This is a genomic window from Arcobacter sp. CECT 8983 (assembly GCF_004118855.1).
GTDB lineage: Bacteria > Campylobacterota > Campylobacteria > Campylobacterales > Arcobacteraceae > Halarcobacter.
The window spans coordinates 119,017-137,014 of sequence record NZ_PDKF01000004.1 but is presented as its reverse complement, the minus strand read 5'-3'; the positions used below and the strand labels follow the sequence as shown (position 1 = coordinate 137,014).

The following is a 17,998-nucleotide window of genomic DNA, read 5'->3' as shown; positions in this document are numbered from 1 at the left end:
TTGATATACTAATAAAAAACTACCAAGGATTATTCATGAGAAATATTGCAATTTTTTATGCTAGTAGCACAGGTAATACGAAAGAGGTTGCAAAGCAAATCTCAAAAAGTTTAGATGGTATAAAAGAGTATGATTTAAAAGTCACAGGTTGTGAATATATGCAAGATTATGAAAACATAATCCTTGGTATATCTACTTGGGAAGCAGGCAAAATGCAAGAAGATTGGGAAAAAGTATGGGAAGAGTTTTCACATATTGATTTCAAAAATAAAAAAGTTGCTATATTTGGACTTGGAAATCAAAAAAAATACAAAAATAATTTCCTTGATGCCATGGGTAAAATTTATTTTCAACTTGTAAAAGCAAATGCTCAAGTTATAGGTTTTACACCTACTAGAGGATATGAATTTGAAAAATCTGAAGCAGTTATTGAAAATTGCTTTGTTGGATTAGCTGTTGATATAGAAAATGATGATAACTATTTAGAAAAAATAGAAGACTGGGCTAAAGTTTTAAAAAATGAGTTTAAATAGGAAAATCTTCCTATTTTGACTCTTGACACTGAGGACAAGTACCATAAAGTTGCATAGAATGGCTAGTAATTTTAAATTTATTCTTTTTTGCAATTCTATCTTGTCTTTTTTCAATTTCATCATCTAAAAATTCAATAATCTTTCCACAAGATGTACAAATTAGATGATCATGGTGTTCTTTTTTATTACTTTCATACTTTTTACCATCTACTCCAAAGTTAATTGATGCAATTAAATTAACTTCTTCTAAGAAACTCAATGCTCTATATACAGTAGCAATACCTATATTAGAGTCAGGATTAGTTGTTTTAATTAGATTATAAATTTCTTCTGCAGTTAAGTGTTCTTCAGCGTGAAGTAAAACATTTAAAACAATTTCTCTTTGTTCCGTATATTTTAAACCTTTTTGTTTAACAATCTTTTTTAGTTCATCAATTACTTCATTGCTATCTGCCATCAATCTACCCTTAAATATTTTATTATATATTATTGCAAAAAACAGTTCAATTTTACTTAAATTTTTTTGCAAATAGCATTAATTTTAGTTATATTACCCAAATTTTTATTTATATCTTTCAAATTAATAAAATATTTTAAGTATATTTTCAGTACTATTGACTAATGATAATCATTATTAATGAAGGATTTTAATGTATTTAAATGAACTAGCTAAAAATGAATGTGGCAAAATTATTTCTATTTCCTGCACAGATAAATTAAAAGCAAGACTTAACTCTTTTGGAATAACAAGGAACTCAGAAGTATTAGTTATAGAACAAACACTATCAAAAAATACTATAGAAATAAAAGTAAATAATACAAAAATTGCACTAAGAAACTCTGAAGCAAAATATATAGAAGTAGAGAAGAAAACATGCAAAAACTAATAAAAATTGCCCTTGTAGGACAACCAAATGTTGGTAAGTCTATGCTTATCAATTCAATTTCAAACTCAAGATTAAAAGTAGGAAACTTTTCAGGTGTAACAGTTGAAAAAACAGTTGTAGAATTTGAATATGAAAACTACTTATTGCAAATTACTGATTTACCAGGTTCTTACTCTTTAAGTGATTATACTTTAGAAGAGAAAGTAACTAAAAACTATTTACAAGATAGTGACTATGACATTATTTTAAATGTTATAGACTCAACAAATCTTGAAAGAAATCTATATTTAACAACCGAATTATTAGAACTTGATAAAAAAATGGTAATTGCTTTAAATATGAGTGATGAAGCAAAAAAAGAGAATATCTCAATTAATGAAGAACAGCTAAGTAAAATACTTGGAAAACCATGTATCAAAACTTCTGCAAAAAATAAACAAGGAGTAGATGAGCTTATAAAAACTTTGATAAAAAAGTATGAAACAAAAAAGTTTGACTCAAAGCTTATTTTTTCAGATGTTATAGAAGAAGAAATATCTAATATATGTACTTTATTAAAAGAGAAAAAATACACATCAAAAATTCCCTATAGGGAACTTGCAATAAAGCTTTTAAAAGAAGATAAAAAGACATTTATAAAATTTCACAATGATCCTATCTGGATAGAACTACAACCTTTAGTTAATAGCTCTTTTGAACATCTATATATTCATTTTCGTACTAAAAATGTTAAAGATATCTTTGATGATGAAAAATTTGCATTCGCAAAAGGTGCAATAAAAGAGACTGTAGAATTAAATGAAAAAATTGAAGATAAATCATTAAGTGATAAAATTGATAATATCCTAATCAACAAGTTTGTAGGACTTCCTATTTTCCTTACTTTAATGTGGATGTTATTTCAATTAACTTTTGAAGTGGGAAATATTCCTATGGACATAATTGATTCATTTTTTGCAAGTTTAATAGATAGCACAAAAAATGCTTTAGGGGATAATCAAATTTCTTCAGTAATAGCAGATGGTGCAATTGCAGGAGTTGGTTCTGTAATTTTATTCTTACCAAATATTGTAATTTTATTTTTTGGAATTGCACTTTTAGAAACAACAGGATATATGAGTAGAGTTGCATTTTTACTTGATGGTTTTTTTCATAAGTTTGGTTTACATGGAAAATCATTCATTCCTCTTGTTACAGGCTTTGGATGTTCAGTTCCAGCTTATATGGCAGCTAGAACTTTAAAAAATGAAAAAGATAGATTATTAACCTTGTTTATCATTGGTTTTATGTCTTGTGGTGCTAGACTTCCTATTTATGTACTATTTACAGGAGCTTTCTTTTCTAAAGAAAATGCTGGAAATATTCTATTTTTAATCTACATTTCTGGAGCAATTTTAGGTTTACTTGCGGCAAAAGTTTTAACAATAACTGCTTTTAAAAATGAAGATGAACCTTTTGTTATGGAAATGCCTAAATATAGAATGCCCTCATTTAAACTTATCTGGCATACAGTTTCAAATCAAGCTTTAATGTACTTAAAAAAAGCAGGTACATTTATTCTTGCTGCATCTATTTTAATTTGGTTTGCCTCTAACTATCCAAAACAAATAGAATATGAAAAGGTAATTACTACAAAAATAGAACAAGCTTCTAATATAAAAGAAGTTGAAGCACTTGAAAATGAATTAGCTTTATATAATCTTGAAAACTCTTTCCTTGGAAAAGTGGGTAAATTTTCTCAACCTTTATTTGAACCACTTGGTTTTGATTGGAGAATGACTGTTGCACTTGAAACAGGACTTGCAGCAAAAGAGATTGTTGTATCAACTTTAGGTATTTTATATGGATTAGGGGAAGAAAATACAGAAGAAAGCGATACCCTTATTAATAAAGTTAAAACAAATATTCCTTTTGTTTCAGCAGTTTCATTTATCGTATTTGTAATGATTTATTTGCCTTGTTTAGCAGCCTCAATGGTATTTGCAAAAGAAGCAGGAGGATGGAAGTATCTTGTTTATCTGTTTATTTTCACAACCTTAACAGCTTGGGTACTGTCATTTATAGCGTATAATGTAGCAAAAGTAATAGTTAGTTAATCTAACTATTACTTAATTTCGAAAGTAGTTATTGTCTCTCTTTTATTATCTATAACTTTAAACTGCCATATTCCAGGAAGTCTTCCTGCAATATATCTAAAATCATAAATTGATCCATGTCCTGCAGGAATAAGTAAAACTCTATCCCTTGAAATTTCACCATCAGGGTCAATCCATTGAACTTGAATCTCTTTGTCTTCCTCTGAACGTTCATGAATATATTTACAAACTATAGAGTTTTCATCTTCTAAAATCAAACAATCTGCACTATATTTTGTATCTTCATCAATTGTTTCTGCAAAAATTGTTGAAAGTAAAAAAAGAGATATTAATATAATTTTTTTCATATTTTCTCACTTTATTTATGTTGAGGAAATTATATCATATTTTGGTTACGATTTGTACTCTTCCCAAATAGCCTCTTCTTCAAGGCTTGCTCTATTAGTTAAAATTTCAAAAGGCTTATATGCATCTTTGTAGCCCATTGAAAAATGATCTTTTATCCAATATCCTAAATAAATATATGGAATATTTAACTCTTTTGCTATTTTAATTTGAGCTAAAATGGAAAATTTTCCTATAGATAAGTCTTGGTAATCATGGTCATAAAAACAATAAATAGAAGAGATAGCCTTTGGTAAAATATCAACTAAAGCAACTCCAATTAATTTATCATCTCTTACGTATAAAAACTCTTTTGTAAAATCATCTTTCCCTTGCACATAAGATCTATCATATTCTGCTGGTTCTATAGGAGAATAATTCCAGTTTTTCTTTTTATTCATATGATAATGATATTTATCATAAAGTTTTAAATGATCTAAAGTAAGCGATGGGGGTTGAATATAAACTTTTGTATCAAGATTCTTTTTAAATACTCTTTTTTCTGAACGAGAGAATTTATAGTTTTTTACATCAATACGCATAGAAATACATTTTGTACAAGCTCTACATTCTGGTACAAAATGCATCTTGCCAAATCTACGCCATCCATGTTCTAACATATTTTGATAATCTTCTTTTTTACAGCTACTTATATATCTGTATCTTATATCAGATATTTCATTATCAAAATATGAGCATTCTCTTTGCTCTTCTACAAACTCTACGTCCCGTTCTAAAATATGCATAATCTATCTATTCGTTTATCTTCTCTTTTATTTCTTTTGCGATTTTTGTTATTCTATCAATTTTTTCGCTATTTGACAATGAAGTATCAATTAAATGTTTTACAAATGCACTTCCAACAATAACTCCATCTACACCCTTTGATTTTTCTTTACAAGTTTTTTCATCAACTCCAAAACCTATATATAAAGGTGTGTTAGAATACTTTTTAACAGTTTCAATAATATAAGTCAAATCTTCACTTTGACCACTTCCTGTTATTCCTGCATATGCAACCATATAAATAAATTTTTGCGCATTTTGTACCACTTGCTTAATTCTATTTTCATGGTGAGTAGGAGCTACAAATGCTATATTTGCTTTATTATATTTATCAAATAAAGGTTTAACTAATTGTGACTCTTCAAATGGTAAATCTGGAACAATCATTCCATTTACACCAAACTCATCTGCTTTTTTTAAGAAGTTTTCTAATCCATAATTATAAAAAGGATTCATATATCCCATCCATAACATATCCATATTTGGTGCTATTTTTGAAGAAACTTCAAATAAATCATTTAAACTAAAATTATTTGCTAATGCAATTTGATTGGCTTTTTCAATAACTGGACCATCTGCAACAGGGTCTGAAAAAGGAACACCTAATTCTAATGTATCAACACCAGCTTCTTTCATACTTAAAGCCAAGTCAACAGAAAAATTATTATCAGGAACTGAAGATGTAATATAACCTACTAATTTTTTCAAAATAAAATCCTAAAATATTAATTCATTAAATTTTATTTTATCAAAATTTATCTTGCAAGGGTATGAGTGGATAAGAAACAAAAATAAAAAGGATATTTTTGATACAATATTCTTTAATTATTATATATTATTAGGGAATGTTATGAGTATAATTAAAAACGATTTTGAAAAAATGAATATAACAAAAATAAAAAAAGCTAAAAACAATAAAAACTTAACAATGATTACTGCATATGATGCACTTTTTGCCAAGCTTTTTGAAGAAATTGCTGATATTATATTAGTTGGAGATAGTCTTAACATGAGTTTTGCAGGGAAACCTGATACTCTTTCAGCAACACTTGATCAAATGATATATCATACTACTGCTGTTTGTACTGGCGCACCTAATACTTTTGTAGTTTTAGATATGCCTTTTGGAACTTATATAAATAAAGATGAAGCCTTAACAAATGCTGTAAAAGTATATCAACAAACTAACGCAGCTGCTATAAAGATTGAAGGTGGAGAAGATAAAGCCCACATTATAAAACATCTTACAACAAACTCTATTGCTGTTATGGGTCATATTGGACTTATGCCTCAATATGTAAGAAGTGAAGGTGGCTATAAAGTAAGAGGTAAAACAGAAGAAGATACACAACAACTTATTCGTGATGCAAAAGCTATTGAAGAAGCAGGTGCATTTTGTATTGTACTTGAAGGTGTATTATCAAGTGCTGCAAAAAAAATAACTGAAGCTGTTAAGATTCCAATCATAGGTATTGGAGCAGGAAATGTAACAGATGGACAAGTTCTTGTATGGTCAGATATGTTAGGTTTTTTTGAAGAGTTTAAACCTAAATTTGTAAGACACTATTTAAATGGAGCTACTTTAGTAAAAGAAGCGGTTAATAATTATAGAGAAGATGTTCAATCAAGAGCATTTCCATCAAAAGAGGAAGAATACTAAGAATGGAAAGAGTTGTAGAAGTAGAACAAGTATCTTTTGAAGATGAAAGTACAGAAGTTAATCTTAGACCTTCGTCTTGGGATGATTATATAGGTCAAGAAAAGATAAAAAAGAATTTAAAGGTTTTTATAGAAGCTAGTAAAAAAAGAAATGAAGCCTTAGACCATATTCTTTTTTATGGACCTCCAGGGCTTGGTAAAACTACTATTTCATATCTTATCTCAAATGAGATGAATACAAATATCAAAGTAACTGCTGGACCAATGATTGAAAAAAGTGGAGACTTAGCAGCAATTTTAACAAACCTTGAAGAAGGAGATATTTTATTTATTGATGAAATCCATAGGTTAAGTCCAGCTGTTGAAGAGATTTTATATCCTGCAATGGAAGATTATAGACTTGATATTATTATAGGTTCTGGACCTGCTGCGCAAACTGTAAAAATTGATCTTCCAAGGTTTACTTTAATTGGAGCAACAACAAGGGCAGGTATGCTTTCAAATCCTTTAAGAGAAAGATTTGGAATGCACTTTAGAATGCAGTTCTATACTTTTGAAGAGCTAGCAAAAATTATTCAAAAAGCTGCATTTAAACTTGATAAATTATGTGATGATGATGCCGCATTAGAAGTTTCTAAAAGAAGTAGAGGAACTCCTAGGGTTGCACTAAGACTTTTAAGAAGAGTTAGAGACTTTGCTGAAGTAGAAAATGAAAATACGATTAAAATAGAAAGATGTAAATATGCCTTAGATGAATTAGGTGTAAATGATTCTGGTTTTGATGAGATGGATATAAACTTACTTGAACTTCTAGTTTCAAATAAAGGTAAACCTATGGGACTTTCTACTATGGCAGCAGCTCTTAGTGAAGATGAAGGAACAATAGAAGATGCTATTGAACCTTATTTATTAGCAAATGGATATATTGAAAGAACTGCAAGGGGAAGAGTAGCAAGTGTAAAAACTTATGAGCTATTTAGATTAACTCATCCCGATGCACAAAAACTAAATGACGAAGGAACACTTTTTTGAAACCACAGTATTTCTTAATTGCTCTTACAATAGTAACTCTATTTTTCATGTTTGAGCTATTTTCTCCTTTTTTAAAACCTATGATTGTTGCACTTCTTTTGGCTGTTGCAACAAACTCATTAAATATATATTTTAAAAGATATATTCCAAATCAATTTATATCTTCAATGTTAATGACAATATTTCTTACAATGATATTTTTTATTCCAGTTTTATACTGTATTTTTTCATTTGCAACAATGATAAATAAAATAGATCAAAAAGCCTTAATTGAAATGTATAATGCCATGGAACATTGGGTTAAAAACATGCCTAATGACTTACTATTTATAAAAGAACAACTAAATAAAATTCTTGACAAAATAGATATTCCACAATTTATTCAAAGACTTATTTCCCTTGGAGCTTTTTTAGGTAAAAACTCTGCAAAGTTTATTATTGATATGATAATGATATTAATATTTTACTTTTTCTTTAACTTTTACAGTACAAATCTTTCTCACTATTTTAAAGAAGCCCTTCCTCTTAAAAAAGAGGATTCAAATGCCCTATTTTATGAATCATCAAATGTTATGAGTGTAGTTTTATACTCTATTTTAGCAACTGCTGTATTTGAAGGATTCTTATTTGGTATTTTTGTTTCTTTCTTTGGATATGATGGAATCTTACTAGGAGTTCTTTATGGTTTTGCTTCTTTAGTTCCTGTTGTAGGAGGCCTTATTATGTGGCTTCCGGTTGTGATTTATGAAGTATTTGCAGGAAGCACAACAAATGCCCTAATAATTGCAGGTTATTCTATCATTGTTATTTCAATAATTGCAGATACTTTTATAAAGCCAGTTATAATTAAATATATAAATCAAAAAGTAGTAAAAACTCCAAGTGAAGTAAATGAACTACTCATTTTCTTTGCAATTGTTGCTGGACTTTCTACTTTTGGTTTTTGGGGTATGATTATAGGACCAGCTATGGTTACATTCTTTATCTCATTAGTTCAATTGTTAAATAAATTTAGTGATGATTATTATAGTATTAAAAAGAGTATAAAGAACAATGAATAATTGTTCTTTATATATTTACTCTCCAGATAAAAGTTCACCTCTAAAAGTTACTATTCCATAATCTAAGTTTGCAACTGATTTAAAGCCCATGTCAAGCATAATCTTTTGGCAATAAGCACTTCTACTTCCACTATGACAATAAACTATCATTGGAATATCTTTTTTATCATCAATCTGCTCTAAAGCTTGATAAAATGAAGTTGTTGGAACTAAAAAATCTGTTCCTTTTATTCTTGCGCCAACCCATTCCATCCACTCTCTTGTGTCAACTAATAAAAAGTTTACAAGATTTAACTGTCTTGCTTCTAATAAAATTTCAACTTCACTTGCTGTAAGTTGTTCTTTCTTTAAAAGATTTTCACAATCTTCTTTTGAAAGACCTTGTGAGTGTTCAACTTCTTGTTTTACTTCATCTTTTTGAATTAAAGAATCTATATGTTCTTTTGTACAAAAGATTCCACAGTGGCAGTGCCCTTTTTGGGGAATTTCTTTTGTAAGAGCTGGGGTACAGGGACATAATCTATTTTCTTCTTTTTCTCTTTGAGATGCAGTTTCTCCTACTACCATAAAACAGGGACAATACCTTTGCCCATAAATCATTTTATTTCTTGTTAATCCAAGTTGTATTGACTCATTTACATCATCTTCTGGATTATAAAAAAAACCATGTTCTTCACATACTTTATTAGTAAACTGTTTTGTAAGTTCCAATTCTGTTTGAAACTCATCACTTTGAATATCAATTTTTTTAATCATTACACTTCCTACTTTAAAAATGAAAAATAACATAAAGAACTCTATATAAAAATTAAACAAGAATATTAAAAGAATTAAAAAAGTTTTTACTATAATAAATAACAAAATTTAACACAAGAAGTTTCCAATGAAACATAAGAAACTATTTCTAAAAATTAAACCTACCATCTCAGTAATACTTGTTTTTTTAATCTCTTCTGTTATAGTTACTACCCTTTCATTACAATACTATTTCTTTAAAGACTTAGCTTTTGATGCAACAAAAAATAACTTTAAACTGCTATCTGAAAAAATAGAACAAAAAATAAGCTCTTTTGATAAAGCAAATAGCAATATTTTAAAGACAATCTCACCTTCTAATGAAATGCAGGAGTTTCCTCTAGCTAATAAAAAACATAGTTTACTTAGACAACTAACAGTAATCTTGAATAATAATAAACATATCTATGCAATCTATGCAGGAAATAAAAATGGCAATTTTTATGAAGTGATAAATCTAAATATCTCTAAAGATTTAAGAAAAAAATATAATGCAACAAATGAAGCAAGATGGTTAATAATAAAAATTTATGAAGAAGATAACAAAAGATACCAATATGAACAACTTTTAAGTAAAAATTTAAAAGTTTTAGATACTAAAAGAAAACTATCTTTATATGACCCAAGTAATAGGCCATGGTTTAAAGAAGCTTTTACTTCATATGAAAAAGTAATTAAAACAAAACCCTATCAATATACAAATATTGATCAATTAGGTATTACTTATGCAAAGAAAATTCATAACAAAGATATTGTTTTAGGTCTTGATGTTTCATTAGAAAGTATTTCTAGCTTTTTAAATGAACAAGCTATTATTAAAAAAAATGAGATATTTTTATTTCATGAAGATGAAGAAATAATTGCTTCTGCAAATATAGAAAAAAATATAAAGGTTGTTCCATATAAAAAACTTATCTCTTTTGCAAAGAATAAAAAAATAGATAAGATACATTTTAATATTGAAAAAGAAAAAGAGTATTTTGTATATTACTCTCTTATCCATTCAGAATTTGAAATAAAAGATCATCTAGCTATAGCAATTCCTATTGATACTATAATGAGACCCTACATCAGCAAGATTTATAACTCTTTTATGATTACAATAATGATTTTAACACTAAGTGTTCCTCTTATTTGGTACGCAACTAAAGTTTTAGTTGATCCAATACAAAAACTTGAAAAAGAGAATATTAAAATCATGAATAGAGATTATGACAATGTTAACTTAATAAAAACAAGAATAAAAGAGTACCATGAACTATCTCAATCTTTATATAAGATGTCTATTTCTATAAGAGAGTTTGAAGAAAAACAAGAGGAGCTAATGGACTCTTTCATTCAACTTATTGCAAGTGCCATTGATGCAAAATCTAAATATACAGGTGGTCATTGTGAAAGAGTTCCAATTTTAACTATTGCTTTAGCAAATGCTGCAGCAGCTTGTGATGAAGGAATATTTAAAGAGTTTAATCTCTCTACTAAAGATCAAAAAAGAGAACTTAGCATTGCAGCTTGGCTTCATGATTGTGGTAAAGTTACTACACCTGAATATGTAGTTGATAAAGCAACAAAACTTGAAACTATTTATAATAGAATTCATGAAATAAGAACTAGATTTGAAGTTATTCATAGAGACTTAACAATTAAAATGTATGAAAATATCTTAGCAGGAGCAAATAAAGAAAAAGAAGAACAAAAACTTCACGAAGAGCATGCAAAACTATTTAAAGAGTTTGAGATAATTGCTAATGCAAATATCGGTGGAGAGTTTATGCACGATGAAGATATTGAAAAAATAAATGAAATTGCACAAAGAAAATGGACAAAATACTTTGATGACACTATAGGTTTATCCTATGATGAAAGAAATAGAATAAAAGATATTAATAGGTTCTTCCCAAAAGAAGAAAAGTTATTATGTGATAAAAATGAACATCTAATAGAAAGAAAACATTTTTTGAAAGAAGAGTTTGATAAATATAATTTTAAAATGGAAATACCAAAATATCTTTATAATCTAGGGGAAGTTTACAATTTAACTATAAAAAAAGGAACTCTTTCGGAGGAAGAAAGATTTAAAATTAATGAACATATGATTATGACAATAAAAATGTTAGAACAACTACCTTTCCCTAAAAATTTAAAAAGAGTTCCAGAATATGCAGCTGCTCACCATGAAACACTTATAGGAACTGGATATCCTAGAAAACTAAAAAAAGAAGATATGTCAATTCCTGCAAGAATCATGGCAATTGCTGATATTTTTGAAGCTTTAACAGCTGCTGATAGACCATATAAAGAAGCAAAAAAACTTTCTGAGTCACTAAAAATACTTAGTTTTATGGTAAAAGATGAACATATTGATGAAGATATATTTAAACTATTTTTAACAAGTGGTGTTTATATGACTTATGCAAAGAAGTATTTAAAAGAAGAACAAATTGACGAAGTAGATATTTCTAAATATGTATAAACAATCACAAAAGTGATTGTTTATCAATTATTAAAAAGAGGCTATATATTCTGATAATACTTCTAAATCTTCTTTCGATAAAGAGCTTACTTGAGCAATCATAACACCTTTCATAGCTGCACCATATGTACCTTCTTTATATCCAACTAAAGCATTTAAAACTTTATCTTTATCCCAACCTTTAATTACTTGAGATTTTCCTAAAGCTTTCATTTCTCCATTTTGTCCATGGCAACCTGCACATTTTAGATATAAAGATTTACCTTTTGAAGCAACATTTGTATCTTTTTTTGTTTCAACAATATTATCAATACTTGATTCAATACTTGTTTTTGCTTCTTTTGTTTTATTAACAATTTCATCTGTTAACTCTTTTGCTACAACTTCAGCTTTTGAGCTAATACTCTTAGCAGCATCAGTTCCCTTTTGGGCAATTTGTTTAGACTCTTCAACTACCTTTGAAGCTACTTCAGAGCTTGCACTTTTAACTACTTCTGTAATTTTTGAAGTTGATTCTTTAACTTGATCTACAAGTTTTGATTCAGCACTTGCCTCTTTTTCAACTTTTACTTCTGCTTGTGCTACTTCTTTTTCAGTTTTTTCACTAGACTCAGAACATCCTGTTAAAATAGCTATTGCTACAAAAGAACTTACTAAAATTTTCCTCATTATCAATCCTTGTGTTTTTATTATTTTAATTATCTATTGTGTACTTTTTGTGTTTTTTGACTCTAAAGCTTTATAAGTAAATTTAAACTCATCTTTTACAAAATCAATCTTAACTTGACCACCTTTTTTAAGTTTTCCAAATAAAATCTCATCCGTAAGTACATTTTTAATTTTATCTGAAATAACTCTATTAAGAGGTCTAGCACCCATTGCTTTGTCATAACCAAGTCTTGCTAACTCATTTTTAGCTTTTACAGTAATTGAGATTTTAATCTTTTTATTCTCTAATTGTTTTTCTAAATCTTCAACAAATTTACCAGCTACTTTTGCAACAATATTTTGCTCTAATGGTGCAAAAGGTACTGTGGCATCAAGTCTATTTCTAAACTCTGGTGCAAAAAATTTATTTACTGCTTTATCCTCATTCAACGAATCATTTTTAGCAAATCCCATAACATTTGCTTCACTAGCACCAAGATTTGAAGTCATAATTAAAACAACATTTTGGAAATCTGCTTTATTTCCACTATTATCTGTTAGTTCTGCATTATCCATAACTTGAAGTAAAATAGACATCAAATCAGGATGTGCTTTTTCAATTTCATCAAGTAATAAAACACAGTGAGGATGCTTTCTAATAGCTTCAGTTAATAATCCACCATTTTCAAAACCAACATATCCAGCAGGTGCTCCAATAAGCCTTGAAACAGTATGTGCTTCCATATATTCACTCATATCAAATCTTTCAAAATGAATACCTAATTGATTTGATAACTCACGTGCCACTTCAGTTTTACCAACTCCTGTAGGTCCTGTGAAAAGAAAACTTCCAATTGGTTTCTTATCTAATCCAAGTCCTGCTTTATTTCTTTTAATTGATTGAACAATTGTTGAAATAGCAATATCTTGACCAAATACTCTTTTTTGCATTCTAGATTCAAGATTTTTAAGTAAAGAAACATCAGATTTAGTAGTTGATTTTGAAGGAACATGTGCCATTCTTGCAACTGTATCCTCAATATCTTTTTGTAAAATTTTTATACTTTTTTTATTTACTTTTGCATACTCGATTTTTTTACTTGCACCTGCTTCATCAATAACATCAATTGCACTATCAGGTAAAAATCTATCTGAAATATATTTCTTACTTAATTCAACTGCTGATTCAATTGCAGAAGCATTATAACTAACACTATGAAACTCTTCATATTTAGGTTTTAAACCTTGTAGAATAGTTATTGCATCTTCAATACTAGGCTCTTCAATATCAACTTTTGCAAATCTTCTACTTAAAGCTTTATCTTTTGAGAAATCATTTCTAAATTCAGAAAAAGTAGTTGCCCCTATACATTTTAACTTTCCATTTGCAAGCATTGGTTTTAAGATATTTGAAGCATCCATTGCACTTCCACCAACACTTCCTGCTCCGACTATTGTATGAATTTCATCAATAAATAGTATGGCATTAGGAATTTTTGAAATCTCTTTTAGAAGTGATTTTAGTTTTTTCTCAAAATCACCTCTATATTTAGTTCCTGCTACCATTGAACCCATATCCAAAGAGTATACTTTTGCATCTTCTAAAAACTCAGGAACTCTTTTATTTGCAATTTCTAAGGCTAAACCTTCTGCAATTGCTGTTTTACCAACTCCAGGTTCACCTACTAAAATAGGATTATTTTTCTTTCTTCTACCTAATATTTGAATAACTCTATTTATTTCTAAACTTCTTCCAATAACTGGGTCAATCTCACCATTTTTTGCTAAGCTTACAAGTTCAGTTGAGTTTTTATCTAAAACTTTATTATCTTCTTTTTCTTCTTTTTGATCTAAGTTCTCTGGTTCATTTTCTCTATGTGAAATCTCTTCTAAAATATCAATTCTTTCAACACCAGCAGATTTTAGAATATATGTTGCGTAAGATTTATCATTTTTTAAAATTGCAACAAACATATCTTCTACGCTGGCATTTCCTCTTCCACTTGTTTGTGTATGGGCTACCATATTCTCAATTGTAGAAGTTAAAGTTAGAGTTTCAATTGGCTCATCTTGAACATTTTCAGGGAAAATAGGAGTATTTTCTTCAATATACTTTTTTATTTCATTGAATATTTTTTCTTGATCAAGTCCTAAATCTACAAAAAGATTTTCAATTACCTCATCATGTAGAAGCATAAGAAAGATATGTTCTACTGTTAAATACTCATGCCTACTTTTTTTAGCATAACTTACAGCTTGTCCAAATATGTTTCTTAATTCTTTACTTATCATTTTCTATTCTTCTTCCATTATAGCTTTTAGAGGGAAACCTTTCTCTCTTGCTTGTGTTTTAACTTGTGCAACCTTTGTAGCAGCTATTTCATGGCTATAAATTCCACAAACTTCCCTACCTTTATTATGAATATTTAACATAATTTGAGTTGCTTCATCAACACTTTTTCTAAATATATTTGTTAATACATCAATAACAAAATCCATAGTTGAATAATCATCATTTAATAAAATTACTTTGTACTTTTTAGGTTCTGAAACCTCTAAATTACTATCCAATTCTATTTCTAATTCATTTGCCACCTAAGTCACCTTTTTTATTAATCTGTAATATTATAACTAAAAAACCAATTAGCTTAGTAAAAGAAATAGTCAAATAAATATTTTAAGCTATATTTATATTTTAGACTTTATAAAGTTTATAAGTTCTTCTTTTGAAAGAGGTTTACTGAAATAATATCCTTGATAAATGTCACATCCAAAACTTTCTAAAAGTTCTAACTCTTTTTGTTCTTCAACACCTTCTGCTACAACTTTTAAATTTATATCTTTTCCAATATTTACAATTGATTTTACAAGTTTCATATTTTCATCATTTAAAAACATATTATGAATAAAAGATTTGTCAATTTTTAGTTCTGAAATAGGAAGTTTACTTAAAATACTTAAAGATGAATATCCTGTACCAAAATCATCCAAAGAGATACTTACATTATATGATTTTATTGTATTTAAAAATAGAATGATTCTTTTAACGTCTCCCACAAAAATATTCTCAGTTATTTCAATCATAAATTTATCATTTGGAAAACTACTGTTTAAAATAATCTTTTTAAATCTATTCATCTCTTTTATTGAGGCTAATTGTCTAGGAGAAACATTTACAGAAAGAGTAAACTCTTTTGAAGTTTTTTCCCATACATCAAATATATCTTCTTGGGCTTTTCTTATTACAAATTCACCTATTTCATTTATGATTCCACTTTTTTCAGCTACTTTTATAAATTTCTCTGGAGATACAAAACCAAGCTTTTTATTATTCCATCTTATAAGTGCTTCTACTCCCATTATTTCGTGATTTTTTGAATTGATTTTAGGTTGATAAACTAAAGAGAATTCATTATCATTTATTGCTTTTCTAAGTTGTGTCTCTATTTGAACAATCTCTTTTGTATTTCCATAAATTGATTTTGAAAATATTACATATGAATTTTTATTTTCTTTTGCTTTATATAATGCCATGTCCGCTTGATTTAAAAGTTCAGAAGTTGTTGTTTTACTTTTATTATATCTTGAGATACCAATGCTAACTCCCGTAAATAATTCAATATCTCCAATCTTAAAATTATCTGTAAAAATATCTAAGATTTTTTTTGCAATTGTTCTTACTGTCTCTTCACTTCTTTCATCAATTAAAACAATAAACTCATCAGCTGAATTTCTAGATATAAAATCTCTTTTAAATAATCTTGCTTTTAAACGCCTAGCAACATTTTTTAACAGTTTATCACCAACTTGATGTCCATAAGTATCATTTATATATTTAAAGTTATCAAGGTCTAAGAAAAATACATAAAAGTTTTTACCCTCTTGCATTCTTTTTGTAATCTCTTGATTTAATGAGTATCTATTATAAACTCCTGTTAAGGTATCGTGGTTTGCTATATATTTTAGTTCATTTCTAGTACGAGTTTGAATTTTAATACTATAGCTAAATAGAAAATATAAAATTCCAAGAAGAATAAATAATAGTGTCATTGCAATGATAAGTTTTTTATTGAAATCTTTTGTAACCACATCATAGGGAATAGAAACTAAGGAATATAAATTATATTCATCTAGGTAAATAACAGACATCATACATTTTTTACCATTTGCTTTAACAGTAATAACTTCAGAAGAAAACTCTTTTACTTTATTAACTTGCTTAAACTTAGTGAAATCATACTCTTTTGAATAGACATCTTCCAAAGAGCTATCTATTGGCATTTGAAATTGAAGAAAACCATCATCTCTTAAAAGTTGTACTTTCAAATTATTAGGTAACTCTTTTATACTTAAAATACTATTATCAGAATCAACATCAATACCAGCAGTCATAACTAAAGGAGTTTTCCCTGTTTTATCCTGAATTCCCATTCTAATTGGAATAACCCATTTACCTAGTTCTTCCATATAATAAGTTCTGCCTAAATGCATCTTTTGACTATCTCTTGCTTTTGCAAAACTTTTACCTGTTAGTTTATTGTCCATTAAATTAGGTAGATTTTCTAAACTTTTAATTGTAGAAATAAGAAGTAGTTGTCCATCGTACCTTGCTAAACCAAAAGCGACTACTCCTTTATTTACTCTTTTCATATCATTTATTATTTTTCTTCCATTTTCTGGATTATTTAAAGTATCTAATTCTAAAAGGTTCTCTCCTAATATTTTTAAAGTAGACTCTTTATTTCTAAAAGATGAAATTGTACTTTGAACACTAATTTTATTAAAATTTGTTAGGTTTTGGGCATATTTGTTTTTATTTATAATCCATTCATAATAAAAAATAAAAATTGCAGCTGTTAAAATTAATACACTAACAACAATATAAACAAGCCAAAAGTTAACTTCTTTGAGCTTTGACATAAAATTCCTATAAAAATAATTTGCAAATAAATATATAACGTGACAAAAAATATACAATATATAGTTTTTAATTTTACTTAGGTAGAATTCCAAACAAACAATAAAGTAAGATTATGAAAAAAACAATTTTTATTACAGCTACAAATACCGATGTTGGTAAAACTTTTGCTTGCGAAAAATTTATTAGGTATTACTCAAAAAAAGGTTTAAAAGTAGGATACTTTAAACCTATTGAAACGGGAGTAATCAGCTCTCCTTTAGATGGTTCTAAAATGCTAAACTTAGTAAAAGAATTAAATCCATCTTTTAATTTTGAGATGAAAGATGTAGTTCCTTATCAATTTAAACTTCCTGCTGCTCCATTTGTAGCTAAAAATGATACAAAAATAGATTTAGATTTTTTATTGGCAAAAAAGAAAGAACTTGAAGCAAAGTGTGACATTTTGATTATTGAAGGTGCTGGTGGACTTATGGTTCCTATTGAAAAAGATTTTTTTATTATTGATTTAATAAAATTCTTTAATGCAGAAGCAAAACTAATAACACCATCAAAACTTGGGTGTATAAATGATACTTTACTTTCTATAAATGCTTTAAAATCAAAAGAGATAGAGTTTGAATGGTATATAAATCTATTTTTAGATAAAGATAGCTTTGAAGAAGTATCACTACCATTTTATAAAGAGTATTTCAAAGAGATAAAATACCTTCAAGACATATAGAA

The 17,998-nt window shown here is 27.8% G+C and carries 17 protein-coding genes; 8 read left to right on the top strand and 9 right to left on the bottom strand.

Going from position 1 to position 17,998, the window contains the following annotated elements:
• Positions 1 to 35: 35 nt before the first annotated feature.
• Positions 36 to 533: a flavodoxin gene (locus tag CRV01_RS03545; protein ID WP_129006871.1), complete on the top strand. Its 498-nt coding sequence runs from the start codon at positions 36 to 38 to the stop codon at positions 531 to 533.
• 10 nt (positions 534 to 543) lie between these two features.
• Here CRV01_RS03545 and CRV01_RS03540 read toward each other — a convergent pair whose 3' ends face one another.
• On the bottom strand, positions 544 to 990 hold the full coding sequence (locus CRV01_RS03540) for a Fur family transcriptional regulator (protein ID WP_129006870.1): 447 nt from the start codon (positions 988 to 990) through the stop codon (positions 544 to 546).
• Between the two features lie 193 nt (positions 991 to 1,183).
• On the opposite strand from CRV01_RS03540, the gene CRV01_RS03535 reads away from it, so the two are divergent.
• The gene (locus CRV01_RS03535; RefSeq protein WP_129006869.1) at positions 1,184 to 1,420 is read left to right on the top strand and encodes a FeoA family protein; all 237 of its coding nucleotides are present in this window, start codon (positions 1,184 to 1,186) and stop codon (positions 1,418 to 1,420) included.
• Positions 1,408 to 3,516 (top strand): ferrous iron transport protein B, encoded by a 2,109-nt coding sequence (gene feoB, locus CRV01_RS03530; protein WP_129006868.1) that lies wholly within the window; start codon positions 1,408 to 1,410, stop codon positions 3,514 to 3,516. The genes CRV01_RS03535 and feoB overlap by 13 nt, the downstream gene beginning before the upstream one ends.
• Positions 3,517 to 3,524: 8 nt before the next feature.
• Here feoB and CRV01_RS03525 read toward each other — a convergent pair whose 3' ends face one another.
• Genes CRV01_RS03525 through trpA form a run of 3 tightly spaced genes read right to left on the bottom strand, consistent with a single transcriptional unit; the run spans position 3,525 to position 5,394 of the window.
• A complete protein-coding gene (locus tag CRV01_RS03525; RefSeq protein WP_129006867.1) occupies positions 3,525 to 3,863 on the bottom strand; it encodes a hypothetical protein in 339 nt (112 codons plus the stop codon).
• A gap of 45 nt (positions 3,864 to 3,908) precedes the next feature.
• Positions 3,909 to 4,646: an arginyltransferase gene (locus tag CRV01_RS03520; RefSeq protein ID WP_129006866.1), complete on the bottom strand. Its 738-nt coding sequence runs from the start codon at positions 4,644 to 4,646 to the stop codon at positions 3,909 to 3,911.
• A 7-nt stretch (positions 4,647 to 4,653) separates the two neighbouring features.
• Entirely contained in the window at positions 4,654 to 5,394 is a 741-nt protein-coding gene (gene trpA, locus CRV01_RS03515; RefSeq protein WP_129006865.1) for a tryptophan synthase subunit alpha, read from the bottom strand.
• 142 nt (positions 5,395 to 5,536) lie between these two features.
• Here trpA and panB point away from each other — a divergent pair, with 142 nt between their 5' ends.
• Genes panB through CRV01_RS03500 form a run of 3 tightly spaced genes read left to right on the top strand, consistent with a single transcriptional unit; the run spans position 5,537 to position 8,438 of the window.
• A complete protein-coding gene (gene panB, locus CRV01_RS03510) occupies positions 5,537 to 6,346 on the top strand; it encodes a 3-methyl-2-oxobutanoate hydroxymethyltransferase (protein ID WP_129006864.1) in 810 nt (269 codons plus the stop codon).
• Positions 6,347 to 6,348: 2 nt separating this feature from the next.
• Complete coding sequence (gene ruvB, locus CRV01_RS03505) at positions 6,349 to 7,377, top strand: Holliday junction branch migration DNA helicase RuvB (RefSeq protein WP_129006863.1); 1,029 nt, start codon at positions 6,349 to 6,351, stop codon at positions 7,375 to 7,377.
• On the top strand, positions 7,374 to 8,438 hold the full coding sequence (locus tag CRV01_RS03500; protein WP_129006862.1) for an AI-2E family transporter: 1,065 nt from the start codon (positions 7,374 to 7,376) through the stop codon (positions 8,436 to 8,438). Before ruvB ends, CRV01_RS03500 begins: the two co-directional genes overlap by 4 nt.
• Before the next feature lie 15 nt (positions 8,439 to 8,453).
• Here CRV01_RS03500 and CRV01_RS03495 read toward each other — a convergent pair whose 3' ends face one another.
• A complete protein-coding gene (locus CRV01_RS03495) occupies positions 8,454 to 9,194 on the bottom strand; it encodes a ferredoxin-thioredoxin reductase catalytic domain-containing protein (protein WP_129006861.1) in 741 nt (246 codons plus the stop codon).
• A gap of 127 nt (positions 9,195 to 9,321) precedes the next feature.
• Between CRV01_RS03495 and CRV01_RS03490 the strand changes: the two genes are divergently transcribed.
• Positions 9,322 to 11,706, top strand: coding sequence for an HD domain-containing phosphohydrolase (locus CRV01_RS03490; RefSeq protein ID WP_164970009.1), 2,385 nt, complete (start codon positions 9,322 to 9,324; stop codon positions 11,704 to 11,706).
• A 30-nt stretch (positions 11,707 to 11,736) separates the two neighbouring features.
• Here CRV01_RS03490 and CRV01_RS13890 read toward each other — a convergent pair whose 3' ends face one another.
• From CRV01_RS13890 to CRV01_RS03470, 4 genes are all read right to left on the bottom strand, one after another.
• On the bottom strand, positions 11,737 to 12,375 hold the full coding sequence (locus CRV01_RS13890) for a c-type cytochrome (RefSeq protein ID WP_309109204.1): 639 nt from the start codon (positions 12,373 to 12,375) through the stop codon (positions 11,737 to 11,739).
• Between the two features lie 33 nt (positions 12,376 to 12,408).
• Entirely contained in the window at positions 12,409 to 14,646 is a 2,238-nt protein-coding gene (gene clpA, locus CRV01_RS03480) for an ATP-dependent Clp protease ATP-binding subunit ClpA (RefSeq protein ID WP_129006860.1), read from the bottom strand.
• A gap of 3 nt (positions 14,647 to 14,649) precedes the next feature.
• On the bottom strand, positions 14,650 to 14,949 hold the full coding sequence (clpS, locus tag CRV01_RS03475; protein ID WP_129006859.1) for an ATP-dependent Clp protease adapter ClpS: 300 nt from the start codon (positions 14,947 to 14,949) through the stop codon (positions 14,650 to 14,652).
• A gap of 93 nt (positions 14,950 to 15,042) precedes the next feature.
• The gene (locus CRV01_RS03470) at positions 15,043 to 17,274 is read right to left on the bottom strand and encodes an EAL domain-containing protein (RefSeq protein WP_129006858.1); all 2,232 of its coding nucleotides are present in this window, start codon (positions 17,272 to 17,274) and stop codon (positions 15,043 to 15,045) included.
• 113 nt (positions 17,275 to 17,387) lie between these two features.
• Here CRV01_RS03470 and bioD point away from each other — a divergent pair, with 113 nt between their 5' ends.
• A complete protein-coding gene (gene bioD, locus CRV01_RS03465) occupies positions 17,388 to 17,996 on the top strand; it encodes a dethiobiotin synthase (RefSeq protein ID WP_129006857.1) in 609 nt (202 codons plus the stop codon).
• The last annotated feature ends 2 nt before the right edge of the window (positions 17,997 to 17,998 follow it).